Origin of the sequence: Rhodococcus sp. KRD197 (genome assembly GCF_017168235.1) — a bacterium.
Taxonomy (GTDB): domain Bacteria; phylum Actinomycetota; class Actinomycetes; order Mycobacteriales; family Mycobacteriaceae; genus Rhodococcoides.
This window is the reverse complement of the sequence record NZ_JABFAO010000001.1, coordinates 286,261-304,722: the sequence shown is the minus strand read 5'-3', so window position 1 is coordinate 304,722 and position 18,462 is coordinate 286,261. Positions and strand designations below refer to the sequence as shown.

Annotated in this window: 14 protein-coding genes and 1 tRNA gene; 2 read left to right on the top strand and 13 right to left on the bottom strand. The window is 63.8% G+C overall.

Translation table 11 applies throughout. The annotated features are described in order from the left end of the window. Window positions 1–4: 4 nt before the first annotated feature. From J1M86_RS01405 to J1M86_RS01370, 8 genes are all read right to left on the bottom strand, one after another. Window positions 5–691: a hypothetical protein gene (locus J1M86_RS01405; protein ID WP_075839380.1), complete on the bottom strand. Its 687-nt coding sequence runs from the start codon at window positions 689–691 to the stop codon at window positions 5–7. Beyond that, a complete protein-coding gene (locus tag J1M86_RS01400; RefSeq protein ID WP_269417562.1) occupies window positions 684–1,148 on the bottom strand; it encodes a thioesterase family protein in 465 nt (154 codons plus the stop codon). The genes J1M86_RS01405 and J1M86_RS01400 overlap by 8 nt, the downstream gene beginning before the upstream one ends. A 30-nt stretch (window positions 1,149–1,178) precedes the next feature. Further along, window positions 1,179–6,086, bottom strand: coding sequence for an NAD-glutamate dehydrogenase (locus J1M86_RS01395; RefSeq protein WP_206508542.1), 4,908 nt, complete (start codon window positions 6,084–6,086; stop codon window positions 1,179–1,181). A gap of 113 nt (window positions 6,087–6,199) precedes the next feature. Further along, on the bottom strand, window positions 6,200–6,613 hold the full coding sequence (locus J1M86_RS01390; RefSeq protein WP_075839381.1) for a thioesterase family protein: 414 nt from the start codon (window positions 6,611–6,613) through the stop codon (window positions 6,200–6,202). Between the two features lie 5 nt (window positions 6,614–6,618). Beyond that, window positions 6,619–8,298 carry an energy-dependent translational throttle protein EttA gene (gene ettA, locus J1M86_RS01385; protein WP_075839412.1) on the bottom strand — a complete coding sequence of 560 codons (1,680 nt, stop codon included), beginning with the start codon at window positions 8,296–8,298 and terminating at the stop codon, window positions 6,619–6,621. Window positions 8,299–8,426: 128 nt separating this feature from the next. Next, entirely contained in the window at window positions 8,427–8,951 is a 525-nt protein-coding gene (gene ssb, locus J1M86_RS01380; RefSeq protein WP_230555560.1) for a single-stranded DNA-binding protein, read from the bottom strand. Between the two features lie 183 nt (window positions 8,952–9,134). Beyond that, the gene (locus J1M86_RS01375) at window positions 9,135–9,758 is read right to left on the bottom strand and encodes a YigZ family protein (protein WP_206508540.1); all 624 of its coding nucleotides are present in this window, start codon (window positions 9,756–9,758) and stop codon (window positions 9,135–9,137) included. A 35-nt stretch (window positions 9,759–9,793) separates the two neighbouring features. After that, entirely contained in the window at window positions 9,794–11,608 is a 1,815-nt protein-coding gene (locus J1M86_RS01370) for an ABC transporter ATP-binding protein (RefSeq protein ID WP_241259401.1), read from the bottom strand. An 82-nt stretch (window positions 11,609–11,690) separates the two neighbouring features. Here J1M86_RS01370 and J1M86_RS01365 point away from each other — a divergent pair, with 82 nt between their 5' ends. After that, complete coding sequence (locus J1M86_RS01365; RefSeq protein ID WP_075839413.1) at window positions 11,691–12,116, top strand: MarR family winged helix-turn-helix transcriptional regulator; 426 nt, start codon at window positions 11,691–11,693, stop codon at window positions 12,114–12,116. Window positions 12,117–12,131: 15 nt separating this feature from the next. On the opposite strand, the gene J1M86_RS01360 is transcribed toward J1M86_RS01365, so the two are convergent. From J1M86_RS01360 to J1M86_RS01350, 3 genes are all read right to left on the bottom strand, one after another. Beyond that, complete coding sequence (locus tag J1M86_RS01360) at window positions 12,132–14,165, bottom strand: cytochrome c oxidase assembly protein (protein WP_206508538.1); 2,034 nt, start codon at window positions 14,163–14,165, stop codon at window positions 12,132–12,134. Window positions 14,166–14,229: 64 nt separating this feature from the next. Further along, window positions 14,230–15,360: an XdhC/CoxI family protein gene (locus J1M86_RS01355; RefSeq protein WP_206508536.1), complete on the bottom strand. Its 1,131-nt coding sequence runs from the start codon at window positions 15,358–15,360 to the stop codon at window positions 14,230–14,232. 19 nt (window positions 15,361–15,379) lie between these two features. Then, a tRNA-Arg gene (locus J1M86_RS01350) sits at window positions 15,380–15,452 on the bottom strand. Window positions 15,453–15,608: 156 nt separating this feature from the next. Between J1M86_RS01350 and J1M86_RS01345 the strand changes: the two genes are divergently transcribed. Further along, a complete protein-coding gene (locus tag J1M86_RS01345; protein ID WP_206508534.1) occupies window positions 15,609–16,772 on the top strand; it encodes a N(5)-(carboxyethyl)ornithine synthase in 1,164 nt (387 codons plus the stop codon). A gap of 29 nt (window positions 16,773–16,801) precedes the next feature. Here J1M86_RS01345 and J1M86_RS01340 read toward each other — a convergent pair whose 3' ends face one another. Beyond that, window positions 16,802–17,977: a CdaR family transcriptional regulator gene (locus J1M86_RS01340; protein WP_206508532.1), complete on the bottom strand. Its 1,176-nt coding sequence runs from the start codon at window positions 17,975–17,977 to the stop codon at window positions 16,802–16,804. A gap of 232 nt (window positions 17,978–18,209) precedes the next feature. Continuing rightward, window positions 18,210–18,437: a hypothetical protein gene (locus J1M86_RS01335; protein ID WP_075839414.1), complete on the bottom strand. Its 228-nt coding sequence runs from the start codon at window positions 18,435–18,437 to the stop codon at window positions 18,210–18,212. Window positions 18,438–18,462 lie beyond the last annotated feature (25 nt).

Genomic DNA, 18,462 nt, shown 5'->3' with positions numbered 1-18,462 from the left:
CTTGTCAGCGCTCGACGGTCAGCGACAACGGGTTGGAGCGTCGGCTGAATACCGAGCCGTAGCGCGCGTCGAGACGGAGCCACACCGCAGTGGCGCGTACGCGAACCTTCTCGCTTTCGTCGATACGAGCGAGATCGGCCTCCGACGAAAGAGCGTCGTGCCCGGTGAATGGAACGAATCCCATTGCAGTGAGCGCGAATACCGTCCGCATGGTGATGGGAACGGTTTCGTTGGCCCCCTCGACGTGCAGGACTTTCTGGTCCAGCAGCGAGACCGGCGGACCGTGACTACTGCCGTGCTCCTTCGCCAGGCGGGCACCGCGTTGGGCGAGGTCTATCAGTACCCGCGCGGGCACGTCGTCGACGTGCTCGAAACCATGGTCCGGTGGTAGCGCGCCACGCCAGGCGGAATCCATCGAGAAACCGGGGTCCACCACGCCTTCGGAGACGGTTGCCAGTGCCGCGAGGAGTTGATCCGCCCCGGCCGAGGTGTCGTCGGGCACGACAGTCCCCGAGATCACCCGCACTGCAAGCGAATCGAATCCTGTCGGGGCCCATACCGAGAGGCGGCCGTCCGATCTGGCACGGAGTCGGACCACCGCCGCCTCGTCGAGCCGAACGACCTTCGTCAGGAAGGCAGTGAGGTTCTCGCGCTCGACTGCGTCCGGGACAGTAAGCGTTCGCTCAAACACGTTGCCAACTCTGGAGGTACGCGCGTTCCTCGTTGGTCAGCCGGCGCAGCCGCTGAGCGTCGATGTCGAATGCCGCGATCTGAGTCGAGGCGACGATCGCCGCAGGAGTATCGAGAGACTTGCCCTGCGCGCGCACCTCGTAGCCGCAGACGAAGTCGACTGCGCGCACCTTGTCGACCCACATGAACACGTCCAGCGGACCGTCCTCGTGCCGCAGCTGTCCCCGATACTTGACGTGCAGATCCGCAATCACCGCTCCGTTGCGGAGATCGGCGGTCGGCCTACCATCGACCAGCAGCCACGGAATGCGTGCTTCCTCGAGAAGCGTCACCATCCTGGCGTGGTTGATGTGCTGGTACACGTCCATATCCGACCAGCGGACATCGACGCTGGTGTGAAATCCTATGCGCTCGTTCGGCGCACGCTTGTCCGACAGATGGCCCTCGGGCACACTCACAACGTTGCTTCCTTCTCTCGTGGTCCGCAGTCAGGGAACCATACTGCGGACTTGGCGGGCCGCAACCGACAGCGTGGCCAGCTCCAGCGGCCCGGATTCAGCGATCTCGCCGAGAGCCGCGCGTGCGCGAGCGAGTCTCGACGAGTTGGTCGATTCCCACTCCGCTATCTTCTCCGCGGCACTCTCGTGCGGTTCACCACCGAGCAGTACTTCCTTGGTGATGGCGCGGAGCGAGGAATAGAGGTCATCGCGCAGTGCCAACCGCGCCAACGAATGCCAGCGGTCCCCCCGTGCCAGGCCTGATACCGACGTCAACAACCAGTCGATGCCGATGTGCGCGTCGAGCGCGAAGTACAGCTCGGCCACTTCGGCGGGGTCGTGATCGGTGATGTCCGCGACGTCGATGATGTCGAGAAGGCAGAAGATATCCAGCAACTGGTACACCTTGGCGGCGAGGGCATGCGGCGCACCCCGCTCGACCGCAGAAAAGACCCTGTCGTCGAGATCTCGGGCCTGATGGCCGTCGATCCATCCACTCACCCGACCCCTGAGCAAGGCGACCTTTCTTGCGTAACGGCTGATCTCGGCTCCGACGGCGAGTGGCTGCGGCCGGTTGGCCAACAGCCACCGCGCAACGCGGTCGAGTACACGCCGCGATTCGAGCAACAGTGCATCCGAGGACTCCGCGGTGAGATCGGCCGACCTGATCTCGTCCCACAACGCGTCGAGATCGAAAATCGCTGTCGCCGCGGCAAAAGCGCGCACCGCGTCGGTGCCCGTGGCCCCGGCATCCTCGGCAAGTCGGTAGACGAACGTGATGCCGCCGCAATCGACCGTCTCGTTCGCCAAGGCGGTTGCGACGAGTTGCCGACGGAGCGGATGCGAGGTGATGGCGTGCGCGTACGGCTCCCGCAGAGGTGCAGGGAAGTACTTGGGCAGCCGCGGCGCGAACACGTCACTGTCGGGCAGTTCGCTGGCCAGCAGGTCGCTCTTCAACCCCAGCTTGACGTGGGCCATCACCGTCGCCAGCTCCGGTGAGGTCAGTCCGCGATTGTTGTGCTTGCGCTTACGAAGGTCCGAGTCACTCGGAAGTGCTTCGAGTTCACGATCCACCCCCCGCCGAACTTCGAGATCCTTGATGACGCGTCGATGCACGGTGACCAGGGCAGGCGCGTCGCGCCGCGAGGTTCCGAGCACTTCGTTCTGCATGATGTTGTCCCACAACACGAGTCGTCCAACCTCGTCCGTCATCGACGCCAGCAGTTCGTCACGATCATCACGGTCGAGCGTGCCGTCGGCGATGGCCGATTCGAGGAGAATCTTGATGTTGACCTCGTGGTCGGAACAGTCGACACCGGCCGAGTTGTCGACGGCGTCGGTATTGATGCGACCGCCCGACTTGTCGTATTCGATTCGCCCCAGCGCTGTGGCTCCGAGGTTGCCGCCCTCACCGACGACAGTTGCGCGAACTTCGTTGCCGTCGACTCGAATTGCGTCGTTCGACTTGTCACCGACCTCGGCGTTCGTTTCGGTCGAGGCCTTGATGTAGGTGCCGATCCCGCCGTTCCACAACAGATCGACCGGCGCCTGAAGGATCGCGCGCATCAGTTCCGGTGGCGACATCGAGGTGACCCTGTCGTCGAGGCCGAGCGTCACCCTGGCCTCGGGGCTGATCGGAATGGACTTCACCGTCCGCTCCCACACCCCTCCACCAGTGGAGATAGCCGAGGAAGCGTAGTCCGCCCAGGAGGACCGCGGGAGCGAGAACAGCCGCTCACGTTCTGCGTAACTCGTGGCCCGATCCGGATGGGGATCGAGGAAGATGTGGCGGTGGTCGAAGGCGGCGACGAGACCGATGTGCCTGCTCAGCAGCATTCCGTTTCCGAAGACGTCGCCGCTCATATCGCCGACACCGACAACCGTGAAGTCTTGAGTCTGAGTGTCGGTTCCGATCTCACGGAAGTGCCGCTTGACGCTCTCCCATGCACCCCTGGCCGTGATACCCATGGCCTTGTGGTCGTAGCCTGCCGACCCACCGGAGGCGAAGGCGTCGCCCAGCCAGAAGTCGTATTCCGCCGCAACAGCATTGGCCATATCGGAAAAGGTCGCCGTGCCCTTGTCCGCGGCGACCACGAGGTAGGTGTCGTCGCCGTCGCGTCGCACCACACGCTTCGGAGGAATCACCGTCCCCGTTGCACGTTCGAAGTTGTCGGTGACATCGAGCAGACCGGCGATGAACAACCGGTAGCACGCCTGGCCTTCCGCTGCTGTAGCCGAACGATCGGTCGCCGCATCACCGGTCACCGCAGGCGGCCGCTTGACGACGAATCCGCCTTTGGCTCCCACCGGAACGATAACTGCGTTCTTGACCATCTGAGCCTTCGCGAGGCCGAGGACCTCGGTCCTGAAGTCCTCGCGCCGATCGGACCATCGCAACCCACCGCGGGCGACCTCACCGAAACGAAGATGTACACCCTCGACCCGGGGCGAGAACACGAAGATCTCGAAGGTGGGTTTTGGCTTGGGCAATTCGGCGATCCGCTGCGAATCCAGTTTGAGGGAAAGGAATTCGCGAGGCGCGCCCTCGGAGTCGAGGACATAGAAGTTGGTTCGAAGCGTCGCGCGAATCAGCTCGAAGATCGCCCTGAGGATGCGATCTGCATCGAGACTGATCACGTCGTCGATGAGAGAACCGAGTTCGGTGCGCAGTTCCTTCGAACGCTCCTTGGACTCGCGATCGGGATCGAACTGAGCCTCGAAGAGCCCGACGAGCAACCGGGCGGTATGAGGATGCGCGAGTAGCACGCCCTCTATGTTGAACTGACTGTACGGAAAGTTCGCCTGGCGCAGATACTTCGCGTAGGCCCGGAGCACCTGCGCCTGCCGCCAATCCAGTCCGGCACGCATCACCAGCTCGTTGAACCGGTCGGCATCCGCGCGGCCATGCCACACCGCGGTGAAGGCATCGGTGAATCGCAGCTGCACGCGCGATTCCCGGTCGGGAGCGCCGGCACCCTGCAGCTCCGCGTGCAGATCGTCGTCGATTGCGGTGATCAGCATCTCGCGAGATGCGGACACACCGAAATCGTAGATCCAGCATTGTATTCCGTCCGGTCGAACCACCGGGTACGGGCGCTCGTCGTCCACCTCGACGCCGAGGCTCTGCAACACCGGGAGGACTTGGCTCAGCGACACACCACGTCCACCGATGTAGAGACTGAATCTCCAGCTACCCACGTCGGAGTCGTCGTTGCGGTAGAGCTGCATGTCAATCGCACCGTCGGTCAACGACTCGAACCGTGCGATGTCGAACACGGCACGTTCGGGGGTGAAATCCTGCTTGTAGGCCTCGGGCAAGGCCTCGGCGTAGCGAGAGGCAACCACCCGATCGGTGTCCTCGCTCAGCGAGACCGCCTCGCTCAGTCCGTCTTCCCACGTTCTGATCGTCTCGCTCAGAAGCCCCTCGATACGGGCGATGTTCGCCGAGGACAGATCGACGGGCACGTCTTCGTCGGCGCTGCGCCGCACCGTCACATGCAACAGGGCCAGATCGGATTCGGTGACGCGCGCGGTGTAGTCGAGCCCCGTGCCGCGCAATTCTTCGAGCAAAGCGTTCTGTACCGCCAGTCGTACCCGTGTGGTGTAGCGATCACGTGGCAAATACACCAGAGCGGAAACGAAGGCGCCGCCCGAATCCGCTCGCAGGAACACCTTGACCTTGCGTCTGCGTCCCATGGCCATCACCGCAGTTGCCCGCTCGTACAGTGCATCGACACGAGTTGCGAACAGCTCCGACCGAGGCATCGACTGCAGCACCTCGAGCATTGCCTGCCCCGAGAACGAAGCCAAATCGAACCCGGCCCGTTCGATGACCGTGCGCACACGATTCTCGATCACCGGGATGTCCAAGACGTTCTCGTGCAGCGCCGTCACAGTGAAGACGCCGACGAACCGATGCTCACCCCACTCCGGTGCCTCGGAGTCGAACAGCGTAACGAAGTACGGGTACACCGCGCGGTGCACTCTCGCCGGGCTCGAGCCCTGGGTCAGGTCGACGATCGCGGACCGGTCGCTCAGCGCCCACGAGTCGGCGACGAGTCGGTCGTCGTCTCGAAGCATTCCGAGGCCGCTCGTCTCATCCGGCTCCGAACGCAGATCACCTTCGGCATCCCGGGTGACGTTGCATCGGCGGTAGCCGAGCAGCGTGTAGTGGCCGTCGGCGAGCCACCTCAGCAGCCTCGCCGCATCGGTCAATTCGGCAGCAGAGCTTTCGCCACGCTGTTGCGCCGTACTGTCCATTGCTGCCGCCACGTCACTCTGGACCGCGCGCATGGCATCGGTGTCGGTGACGACTGTGCGAACGTCGCTGAGCACCTCGACGATTGCATCGCCGAGGCGGTCGAGGATCTCCTCCGAGACCGAGGATTCGAGCTGAACGTGCATCCACGACTCTCGAACAGACCGCGACTCACCGAGAGAGCTGGAGGCACCGTTGCTCGGCGCGACCGCAACGAGGACCCCTTCAGCGGTGCGAGCCACCGACAGAATCGGATGAACTACATCGGTGATCTCGACGCCGAGTCGGGAGAGCTGCGAGACCACGGACTCGACCAGTAGAGGCATGTCATCGGTGACGATCTGCAGCGCAACGCCGGTTGCCGCGCCGCTCGCCGCGTCGTCGGGAACGTGGACGCGGACCTTCGCCTCGCCCTCGCCTCTGTGCGCCGCGAGCTGAAGATGCAGTCGAAACATGCCCAGCTCGGGCTCGGGGATGGAGCTGTCGAGATCATCGAGGTCGACATGTGCGAAGTAGGCGGCCTTGACCTCGGGGAGCGAGGCCACCAGCTCCTCCGAAAGTCCCCTCGTCCAATCCCCATCCGTCGCACCGCTGTCCACCGTGCGCGTATCCGCCGTGTGCCTGTCCGACGAGTTCGGCATGTTCTCGAATCACTCCCTGTGAGGGTTGTCGCGGCGAAAGTCCGTGCGGCAACGTGTCCCGATTCGCCGCCACCCGGACGAGCCTATCTCCGGAACCGCCCTATTCGAGGGGCCTAGCCGGCGATTTCGTATTCGGCCAGGACCGACTTCTCTCGATCTGTCAGCGCACGCGGCGTTTGAGACTCCAGATCGAAAGCCACCATGACTGCCTCCGCCTCGGAACACAGTGCGCCGCTCACATCCAGAACACGCTGCTTCACCTGGAACGACGTCCGGCCTATGCGCAAGATGGACACCTCGATGACGAGCGGACCCGATTCGTCGAAAATCGGCCGCAGGAAGTCGACGGTCAGCCTGCGCACGACCGTCGCTCCCCTGCTGCCCACTGCTTCCATCAGAACTTGCGTGATGAAATGCGCCCGCGCTTCCTGCAGGTATTCGACAAAACGGGTGTTGTTCACATGCCCGAGTCGATCCGAGTCACTCCACCGAACCTGCAGCGAGTACTCGAATACCTTGCCCGACAAAGACTTCAGTCCCTGGTCAGTTTGCGGTGCGTGACGCGGTGCGGGCGAGCCGCATCGGGTCCGAGTCGCTCGACCTTGTTTTCCTCGTAGCCTTCGAAGTTGCCCTCGTACCAGTACCAGGCTGCTTCGTTGTCGCCGAAGCCTCCCTCCCACGCCAGGATGTGCGTGCAGGTGCGGTCGAGGAACCAGCGATCGTGCGAGATGACCACTGCGCAACCGGGGAACTCTTCCAGTGCGTTCTCGAGCGAACCGAGTGTTTCGACGTCGAGGTCGTTGGTCGGTTCGTCGAGCAGGATCAGGTTTCCGCCCTGCTTGAGCGTCATCGCCAGGTTGAGACGGTTGCGCTCACCACCGGAAAGCACTCCCGCCGGCTTCTGCTGGTCATGTCCCTTGAACCCGAACGAGCTGATGTAGGCGCGAGATGGGAACTCTGAAGTCCCGACGGTGATGAAGTCGAGTCCGTCGGAGACGGTCTCCCAGACTGTCTTCTTCGGGTCGATTCCGGAGCGGTTCTGGTCGACGTAGCTGAGCTTGACCGTCTGCCCGATCTTGACCTCTCCGCTGTCCGGTTCTTCGAGTCCGACGATGGTCTTGAACAGCGTCGTCTTGCCGACACCGTTGGGGCCGATGACACCGACGATGCCGTTACGCGGAAGGGTGAACGAGAGGTCCTTGATGAGGACCCGACCGTCGTAGCCCTTGTCGAGATGTTTGACCTCGACGACAATGTCGCCGAGCCGCGGCGGGTTGGGAATCTGGATCTCGTCGAAATCGAGCTTCCTGGTCTTCTCTGCCTCGGCGACCATTTCGTCGTAGCGAGCCAGACGCGATTTGCTCTTGGCCTGCCGGGCTTTTGCGCCGGAGCGAACCCATGCGAGTTCGTCCTTGAGCCGCTTCTGCAGCTTCTGATCCTTCTTGCCCGAGACCTCGAGGCGCTCTGCCTTCTTCTCCAGATAGGTCGAGTAGTTGCCCTCGTACGGGTAGAGGTGACCGCGATCCACCTCGGCGATCCACTGTGCGACGTGATCGAGGAAGTACCGGTCGTGTGTCACGGCAAGAATTGCGCCGGGATACGCAGCGAGGTGTTGCTCGAGCCACAGCACGGACTCGGCGTCGAGGTGGTTTGTCGGTTCGTCGAGGAGCAGAAGATCCGGCTTGCTCAGCAAGAGCTTGCAGAGTGCGACGCGGCGCTTCTCACCACCGGAGAGGTTGGTCACGGGCGACTCGGGCGGCGGGCAACGCAGAGCATCCATCGCCTGCTCGAGCTGAGAATCGATCTCCCACGCGTCGGCGTGATCGAGCTTTTCCTGCAGATCGCCCATTTCCTCCATGAGCTCGTCCGAGTAATCGGTGGCCATCAGCTCGGCGATTTCGTTGTAGCGCTTGAGCTGCACCATCGTCTCGCCGAGCCCGTCTTCGACGTTCTCCCGGACATTCTTGGAGTCGTCGAGGATCGGCTCCTGCATGAGGATGCCCACCGACGCGCCGGGCGCGAGGAAAGCCTCTCCGTTACCGGGCTGATCGATCCCCGCCATGATCTTGAGGATGCTCGACTTGCCGGCGCCGTTGGGGCCGACGACACCGATTTTCGCTCCCGGATAGAAGCTCATCGTTACGTCGTCGAGGATGACCTTGTCGCCGTGCGCCTTGCGCACCTTCTTCATGGTGTAGATGAATTCCGCCATGCCGGCCAGCTTATCGGTCCGGAGCGTCACCGACACCATCGCCCGATTCGCTGCGAACACAGCGCGCTCACCAGCCGCGCGTCCGGACCCGACTCTTCGCCGACGGGTCCGGACACGGCAGCACGGTGCTACCCGACGCCCACCTCCACGTCCTCAGCCACCTCCGAGTCGGACAATCCGAACTCGTCGTTGTCGCCGTCTCCATTCGCCTCGAAGGACCCCGCTGCCCCGTCGTTCTCCTGATCACTGTTCTCCCGGTCGACATCCTCGCCCGCAGTCGAGGCTTGCACCGGCCTCGCGCGTGCGACCGTGACGATGCAGCGGGCCAGGTCCGGGCCGATCGCGCTGGCGGTCATCTCGACACCGGAGCGTTCGACGCCTTCCCTCGTCGTGTATTCGTTGGTCTTGAGCTGCCCGTACGCGATCACGGGGTCACCCTTCATCAGCGAGCCTCCGACGCCCTTGACGAGCCTCCGCCAGCAGGTCACGGTCAGGAAGAGTGTGCCGCCGTCCGTCCATTCACCTGTCGCACGGTCCTGGCGTCTGGCGTTGCTCGCCATCCGGAAGCTCAGCACCTCGTCGCCTGATGCGGTCGACCGTTTGACCGGATTGGTGATGACGGTCCCCACCACTGCACATTGCGCCTCGTACATGTTGTTCCCCCTCGCCTGTTTCGGTCGAACGGTGCTCGACCCGTGTGCCAACTCTGCCTCGAAAACGAGACGCGAAACGGCCGCGAGCGGAATCTGTGGATAGAGGCGAAGGCTGTGGACAAAGTGCCGAAACTGGCCGATTTCGCGGCCCTGTCGTCGGGCGTCCGTGCTACGGGCTGCTGACTACAAGGCGACGTCGACGTACTGCGAACCGAGACGCTCGGGCCGGGCCTCCCCCGCCGTCGAGCTCGCGAGTAGTCCCTCCAGCAGGTCGGGGTTCACCGTCGAGAAGGTGACCGCAGCGCGCGCGAGATACTCGATCGACACCACCTCTACTCCGCGCGTGCGGAGTTCGGATTCGATTCGACCGACGTCGGTGTGACTCAACTCCACGCGTACGAGTTCTCGCCTCTCCCGCCGGACCAGCCGGGCATCGGTCAGCGCCTGCGCTACTGCTCCCGAGTACGCGCGCGCCAGTCCCCCGGTACCGAGTTTGGTACCGCCGAAGTATCTGCTCACGACGGCGACGACGTTGGTCAGATCACGCCCGGCAAGCACTTCGAGCATCGGGTGTCCGGCCGTCCCTGTCGGTTCTCCGTCGTCACTGCTGCGCTCGATCCGCGCGCCTGCGATATCGCCGATGAGGAAAGCGGAGCAGTGATGACCTGCTCCGGGGTGTGCCGACCGCGCGGACGCGACCACTCGGCGAGCCGCGTCCTCGGACTCCGCACGCTCGATGAGAGCGAGGAATCTCGACTTCTTCACGATGGCCTCGGCGGCTACGGAACCGGCGATAGTGACGAACACCCGTCCCCCTGTGGTTTCGGTCTTCGGTGCCGACGCTACGCGGCGACTCGAGATGGGTCCGGTTCGGCGGGATCGTCCTGCGAGGATCGGAGAAGTTCGGCGTACCGGCCTGCCGAAGTCAGCAACTGCTCGTGCGTGCCGGATTCGACGACACGTCCGTGGTCGAGTACGGCAATGCGATCGGCTGCCCGGACGGTCGAGAGTCGGTGGGCGATGAGGATGGTGGTGCGATCTTTCATCAGTTCGTCGAGGGCTACCTGCAGTGCCCTTTCGGTTGCATTGTCCAATGCGCTGGTCGCCTCGTCGAGCACCAGGATGGGCGGGTTGCGCAGTACTGTCCGCGCGATGGCGAGACGCTGCTTCTCACCGCCGGAGAACCGGTATCCGCGTTCGCCGACGAGGGTGTCGTAGCCGTCGTCGAGTGCGGAGACGAAATCGTGGATCTGCGCGATCTTTGCGGCGTGCTCGATTTCGGCGTCGGTGGCCTCGGGTTTGGCGAAGCGCAGGTTCTCGCGAATCGTCGCATGAAACAGGTAGGTCTCCTGCGAGACGACGCCGACGAGGTCTGCGACCGTGGTGGTCGCGAGATCCCTCAGGTCGATGCCGTCGATGCTCACTCGGCCCTGTGTCGGATCGTGCAACCGTGCTGCGAGGTATCCCAGTGTCGTCTTTCCCGATCCGGTCGACCCGACGAGAGCGAGGGTGCTTCCGGCCGGAACATCGAGCGTGATGTTGTGCAGCGTCGACTGGTTCGCGCCGGCATAGGCGAAGTCCACGTGGTCGAAACGAACATCTCCGCGAACGTCGTTGCGGTCGAGCGCTTTCGGCTGGACCGGTTCGGCTATGTCGATCGGCAGGTCGAGATACTCGAAGACGCGCCCGAACAGGGCGAGCGAACTCTGCACTTCCACGCCGGTGTTCAACAACTGCATGGTGGGACGGAAGAGTTGGGTCTGCAGGGTCGTGAACGCGACCAGGGTTCCGACGGTCAGCGCGCTCCCGTTGCCGATGGTGATGCCGGCGAACCAGTAGACGAGCGCGGGCATGACGGCGAAGCTGATCTGCATGCTCGCCATCCGCCACTTGCCTGCCATCATCGCCGCGAGTTCGACGTCGGCGACCTCGTCCGACCGCCGCGCAAACTGCTCGGTCAGCACGCTCGACGATCCGGTGGTCTTGCCGAGCAGGATTCCGCTGACCGAAAGTGATTCTTCGATCTGCACCGACAGCTCACCGAGCAACCGCTGCCGCGTGCCCGAGATCCTCCGGCGCTCGTTTCCGATGCGGCGGGCGATACGAACGAATACCGGCAGGATGACGAGCGAGAAGAGCGCAAGCTTCCAATCCAGCAGAAACAGTGCCACCACGGTGGCCACGACGGTGGTGGCGTTCTGCGCGATGGACGTGGCCGTGTTGGTGACGACCGATTGCATGCCACCGATGTCGTTGGCGATGCGGGACTGAACTTCTCCGGTACGGGTGCGGGCGAAGAATCCGAGCGACTGCTTTTGCAGGTGGGCGTACACCGACACACGGAGGTCGTGCATGAGTGTTTGGCCCACGATGTTGGAGAGCCAGGTCTGTAGGACACCGAGGGTGTTGGTGATGACTGCGACTGCGATCATGCCCAGGGCGATCAGCGTGACGAGGGTGACGTCGCGATCGGGTATGGCGTGGTCGAGCAGTTCGCGCAGCAGAAACGGGGACGCGAGTGCGATGACGGCACTGAAGACGATGATCGCCGTGACGACGGCGATGCGCGCGCGATACGGGCGAAAGAGACGCAGGACCCGTCGGACGGGCGCGGGGTCAGCTGTAGTCGATGGCGGGTTCGTGGGTGGTCTTGCCAAGTAGGCCTCCTGAATCGATGAGCAACATAAGCAGAGGTTACCTCATTATGAGGTTGTCGACAACGGCGTTATGCTGACGGGTATGCACGCCGCAGACAATCCGAACCTCGCCGACTCGTTCATGGCGGTGGCGCGAAGGATCCGTCACACACACATGGCTGCGCTGGAGCCGTTCGGCCTGAACCCCTCGCAGAGCCGGGCACTGCACGTTCTCGCTCGCGCAGGTCAACCCATGCGGCTTCGCGCCCTCGCCGACCATCTTCGAATCGTGGCGCGATCGGCCACGGACGTGGTCGATTCGCTCGAGGCTGCCGATCTCGTCACGCGCGAGGACGACCCCGCAGACCGCAGGGCGGTGCTGGTCTCGTTGACCGAGGCCGGTCGAGCCCGCCTGCGCGCCATCGATTCGGCACGGAGCAAGGTCGGCGTCGAACTGTTCGACGCACTCGACACCGCAGAGCGAGCCGAACTGCAAAGACTGTTGGCGAAGATCACCGCCGAGCAGTGACGCACACGACGAGGCTCAGTCCCCGTCGCCTCGATCACGACGCGCAAGCTCGGCGAACATTGCGTTGTGCGCGGCGAGATCTGCGTCGTGGTCCCGGTCCGCTGCGCGGTCCGAACGTTTGGCAGTCCGATCGTCACTACGCGACCACTGAATCAGCAACGCAAGCATCACCAGCACGAGTGGAATTTCACCTGTCGCCCAGGCGATGCCACCACCCAGCTTCTGATCCGCCATGAGGTCGGCGTTCCAGTCCAGACCGAGCGAACGGTAGTACCAGCCACCCATCACAGTGTTCATGCTCATCAGCGCCACACCGAAGAACGCGTGGAACGGCAGCGATCCGAACACCATCGCCAGCTTGGTGATCGGCTCGATGTGTCGCGGCGACGGATCTACGCCTATGACCACCCAGTAGAAGAGGTAGCCACTGAGGATGAAGTGCGCATTCATCAGCAAGTGCGCGGTGTGACTGTCGAGGACCGACCCGAACACCCCGCCGAGATACAGCGCGTAGAAGCCGCCGACGAAGAGCGCCGCCGCCACGATGGGATGCGTCAGGAATCTCGAGACCGGGCTGTGCAGAGCTTGGAGCAGCCATTCACGGGGACCGGGAACACCGTCCTTGCCTGCGACCGGCAATGCCCGTAGAGCGAGCGTCAACGCACCGCCGAGTGCGAGCAGGACGGGCACCAGCATGGACAGCGCCATGTGGGCACTCATGTGCACACTGAACATGGCGGGCGAGTACTTGCCGACACCGGAGGACGTCGAGACCAGCATCACCAGGCAGCCCAGCACGAAGGCCACCGTGCGCCCCATCGGCCATGCGTCACCGCGCTTACGAAGCCTGCGAACACCCAGTAGATACAGCACGGCGAGCACGATCGAGGCGGTCCCGAAGATGAGGTCGAAGCGCCAATCGAACATCAGTCGCGCCACGGTGGGAGGCCCGTCGAGGTCGTAGCCCAAAGACGCTTCGGTCAGCGAAAGATCGAGATCGATGTTCGACGGCGGAGGCGTCCGTCCGAGCCCAACGGCCAAACCGATGGTCGCGGCCATCACCAACACCTCGCCACCGGCGAAGCGGACAAGCGCCCCCCGCGATTCGGGATTCGCTGCCAGCGCAGGGAGCGAGCGTCGGCGCTGTACCCATCCGAAGAAACCGAGAACGACGAGAGCAACTATCTTGGCGAGTACCAGCCGCCCGTACACGGTGGTGAACAGGTCGGACACCGACACCCGTACCAGCATGTTGATGACTCCGGACGCCGCCATGACGACGAAGCAGACGGTGGCGATGGCCGAGAACCGCCGAGTCGCGACATCGGTGTAAGCCCCGCGGCGCCGTGCGTGCGCCAGTACGGCGAACAACCCACCCGCCCACAGTGTGGCCGCGATGAGATGCAAGATCAGACTGTTGGTGGCCACATCGTGTGACCCACCCGAGGACGAGTGACCGGTGACGGCGATCGGCATCATCGTGCCGAGCGCGAGGACGAGAAGCAGTGGCGTCCAGGACCATCTCAGTACGGCCCGGGATCCGATCGCGAGAACCACGGCCAGAATGGCGGTCCAGCGCCAGGCGCTGGCGATCTCGACCTGGTCGAGGGCCACCCACAGGTTGCTCGGCTGGATTGCCACGGTGAAGGGCTGCCCGGATGTGTCCGACAGCGTCAGTGGCACGAGGACGAGGGCGCATGCGGCCCAGATGATGGCCGCGACGGATCCGGTGCGAACCGCTCGGTATCCGCCGACGTCGAGCACACCGCTCTTCTGCGGCGGCACCAGGAAGGCAGCGAGCAGGAACGAGCCGATTGCAATCGCTGCGGCGATCTCACCGGCAGCACGAACGGCGGGAAGTCCGTAGGTGGTCGCGGGACCGGGGTCGGGAATTCCGAGCAGCACGAGTGCGTCCGAGGCAGACAAGCTGATGACCAGTGCAGCAACGACGGCCGCGATCAGTCCTGCGGTGGCGAAAACGGAGCCCGACGCCTGCCCCGGCGGCGTCGTCGAAGCCGGTTCGGTGGTCTCCACGTGCGGTGCTGCCATGCCGTCCAGAGTAGGAGGTCCTCGCACCGGACCGATAATCGATCCCGCTATGTCCTACGACACGTCACTCTGTACCTAGTTCGTCTCGATGAATTCGGCCGCGACGTGCCGCGAGTGGTTCACCGGTTCCGCCCCAGCGCCTGGCGACGATCTCCGCAGCGATGGAGACCGCTGTTTCCTGCGGGGTGCGCGCCCCGAGGTCCAGACCGATCGGACTGGACAACCCGGCGAGCTGCGCCGCGGTGAGACCGGCGCTGGACAACCGTGCGAGCCGGTCCTCGTGCGTGGCCCGCGATCCCATTGCCCCGACGAAGGCGAACCCCTGACGCAACGCGATATCGAGCACCGGCACGTCGAACTTGGGGTCGTGTGTCAACACGCACACGACTGTGTGTCGATCGACCGCGCCCGCGGCGAGTTCACCAGCGAGGTAGCGGTGAGGCCAGTCGACGATCACCTCGGCCGCTGACGGGAATCGCTGCCGAGTTGCGAAAAGGGGGCGTGCATCACACACGGTGACCCGGTAGCCGAGGAAAGCGCCCTGTTCGGCCACCGCTGCCGCGAAGTCGATCGCGCCGAACACCAGCATCCGAGGGCGCGGTGCGTAGCTTGCGACGAAGATCTCCATCCCATCGCCGAGCCGTTCACCGTCCGGCCCGTAGGTGAGTACAGCGGTCCCGCCCGCAGCGAGCAGTCCTCGTGCGTCGTCGGTCACCGCCGCATCGCTGCGCGCAGAGCCGATCGAGCCGGTCGACCCGCTCCGGTCGAGAATCAGGTGTCGACCGATCCGCGCCGGATTCGGATGAGCGATCACAGTTGCCACTGCCACGGGCTGGTCCGCCGAAATCGCCTCGGCAACAAAGCCCAATTCCGGAAACGTCGACGATGACACCGCTTCGACGAAAACCTCGAGTGTTCCACCGCAGGTCAGCCCGACGGCAAATGCACTTTCGTCGGACACTCCGAATTGTTCGAGTACCGGAATACCGTTGGCGGCAACCGTTGTCGCGATGTCGAACACCGCGCCCTCGACGCAGCCACCGGAAACCGAACCGCTCACCGAACCTTCGAGTGCGACCAGCATCGAGGCACCGGCCGGTCGCGGTGCCGAACGAAACGTGCGAACCACCGTTGCCAGACCTGCTGTGCCACCGCCGCGCCAGATTGCGACGAGATCAGCGAGGACATCGCGCACAGTGCCTCCCGGTCGTGAGTGCCCCCGGCAGGATTCGAACCTGCGACCAAGGGATTAGAAGGCCCTTGCTCTATCCCCTGAGCTACGGAGGCTTCGCCCCGGCCCGGTCTCTCGACCGCGCCCGAGCACGGTGGACGAGTGTACCCGCTCGACCGCATCACACTCGAACGGCTCGACTGCAAGCAGCGAGACGAGGGCCGAGCGGTGGTGAACTCGTCGAGCACGGCGTCTGCTTCGTGGTTGACTTGATGACAACCGAAGGGGCCACAGTGCACCAGTCCACCCTCGGCGTCACGTCACGGTCATCGAAGCCGAACGAACGCCGCCTCCCGATTCATCCACTTCACCTCGATCGTATCTCCGAGGACATCAGATCCCGGATCTACTTCGAGGCCGGTTACGGCGAGCCCTTCGGAGTTTCCGATGCCCGCATCGCCAGTTCGAGTGGAGGGGTTCGCACTCGCGCCGAGCTGATCGAGGAATGCGATGTCATCCTCCTTCCCAAGCCTCAGGTTCACGACCTCGAGGCGTTGCGAGTCGGACAGGTTCTGTGGGGGTGGCCGCACTGCGTTCAGGACGCGGCCCTCACCCAGGTGGCAATCGACCGTCGACTGACGCTCATGGCGTTCGAAGCAATGAACCATTGGACCGCCGAAGGCGCTTTCAGCCTGCATGTCTTCCACAAGAACAACGAACTGGCCGGCTACTGCTCGGTGCTGCACGCCCTGCAACTGATCGGCAGCACCGGAGATTACGGACGCCGCCTCCGCGCCGCGGTCATCGGCTTCGGCGCGACTGCGCGCGGAGCGGTAACCGCTCTCAATGCGCACGGAATACACGAGGTCGACGTTCTCACTCAGCGCGGTGTGACAGCTGTCAGCTCACCCATCCACTCGGCGCGCATCGTCAATTTCGATCTCGACGGTGAGAACCCTCGGCAGAGTCGAGCACTCACCGACCAGGGCCGAGTCCCACTGTCGCAGTTTCTCGGCGACCACGACATCATCGTCAATTGTGTTCTGCAGGACCCGAACGCGCCGTTGACCTTCCTCCGGAACGCCGATCTCGATTCGATCGCTCCGGGCACACTGATCGTCGATGTCTCGTGCGACGAGGGCATGGGGTTCGAGTGGGCGCGGCCTACATCGTTCACCGATCCGATGTTCATCGTGGGCGAGAACGTCCGGTACTACGCCGTCGATCACAGCCCGTCGTATCTGTGGGACTCCGCGACGTGGGAGATCAGCGAGTCGCTGCTTCCGTTCATTCGTGTGGTTCTGTCTGGCCCCGAAGCGTGGGACGCGAACGAGACGATCAGAAAGTCGATCGAGATCCGCGAAGGAACAGTCGCCAACCCGAATATTCTCGCCTTTCAGCATCGAGCCGCCGAGTACCCACACCTGCCTGTGTGACGGCTGGGCCTCGCAAGCAAGACCGATCGCTACGAGGCTTCCGCGACGGACGCCGGGAGAGCGGAACCGGCGCCGTTCGCGCGCGCCAGGCAATCCACGACCAGCGCGGCATGTAGCGACATCAAGCCCGCCGAGCTCAGTGGGTCCACACCGGTGAGATGCTCGACCCGCTTGAGGCGGTAGTCGACGGTGTTGGGGTGCACGAAGAGGGTTTTGGCACTGACGCGACGGTTGGCCTCGTTCGCGATGAACGTACGCAGCGTGTGCAGCAGTTCCGGGAATGTCGCCAGCGGTGCGATGACCGACCGCAGCCTGGACCGGCCTGGGCCCGGACGTGAGAGTTGGTATTCCAGCGCGAGGTCGCAGGTCCGGTACAACCGGGGTTCCTTACCGAGCGATCTTGCCAGCTCGACGAGTTCGCGACAGTGCGCCACCGCATCTGCCATGGCGCCGGGTGCTGCTTTGGCGGTAGCCGCAACGATGTCGACTCCCGTCTTCGCGGACAGGCGCACGACAATGTCGTCCACCTCGCCCGCAGCATCGCAAGGCACCAGGACCGTTCCACCGTGCTTGTTCAACGCAGTCAAAGGTCGGGACCCGGCGCTGTGTGCCGTCAGTGCGGTTTCAGCGGCTGCGAGTGCATTGCTGTCGACTTCCCCGACGAACTGAACGACGACGACGTCGTACGCGGCGGCGATGTCGATCCCGTGTCGTTCACCCACCATGCGCGCGTCGGCATCATCGGCCGTCAGCAACTCCACGAGCTGCGTGACCCGTCTTCCGGCGGACCCCGAATCCAACTGGCACTGATCGATGTAGGCCGAGGACACTGCATTGCCGAGCAGCTCGAGCACACGCATCATGAAAACCGCACTGTCGACGACATTCGACCCTCGGGCGCCGTCGACGCTCCCCTTCAAACCTGCGCTGACGGCCTCGTGGACGGCTCGCTGTGCGTCTCGAAGACTGACAGCTTGACGTGCCAGCTTCTGCGCCGCCCGCCGTACCTCGTCGAGTTCTTCTCGTGCGGGCAGTCTTTCGGCGCGGCAGCTTGCGCCGACGAGCTTCCCGCAAAGCGACTCCAAGGCCGTTGTCGCGCCGAGCACCGACGTCCGATCGCCGGATGGCCGCTGACGCTCGGGCCGACGCCGATCGAGAACCTGAGCCGTGTTGGGAGAATGTGCGATCGAGGTCTCAACCCGCATGTCGAGCCGCCTTTCCTACCGCTTGCGTGAATCGTGCCGTAACAGTAACCCACATCACGTCCATGGGTTCGAAAAGGGTGCAAAAAACCTTCATCAAGTTTGTTTGAAGCGTAAACCCTCGCCCCGTACGAAACCGAGGGCCACCCGTCGTACAACGGGTGGCCCTCGGTAGGACGTGTGATTTCGGCGGCTCCTAGAGCCGCAGAAATCGAACGTCAGCGGTTCTCGAACGTCAGCGGTTCTCGAACTCGCCGTTGATGACTTGACCGACAGGCCTGTCCTCACTTGCCTTCTTCGCTGCCTCGCGCATTTCGATTCCGTCCGAAACCCAGTCACCGATTTCCCGGGTGACGTCGCGGACCGCGCCGGCGATGATGACGGCGATCTTGCCGACGTGATTGGCCGCCGACTCCGTCATCTCTTGCACGGTGTCCTTGTTGCGCTCGAACTTGCCTACCACCACGATCACCCCTGATTCGTTGTCC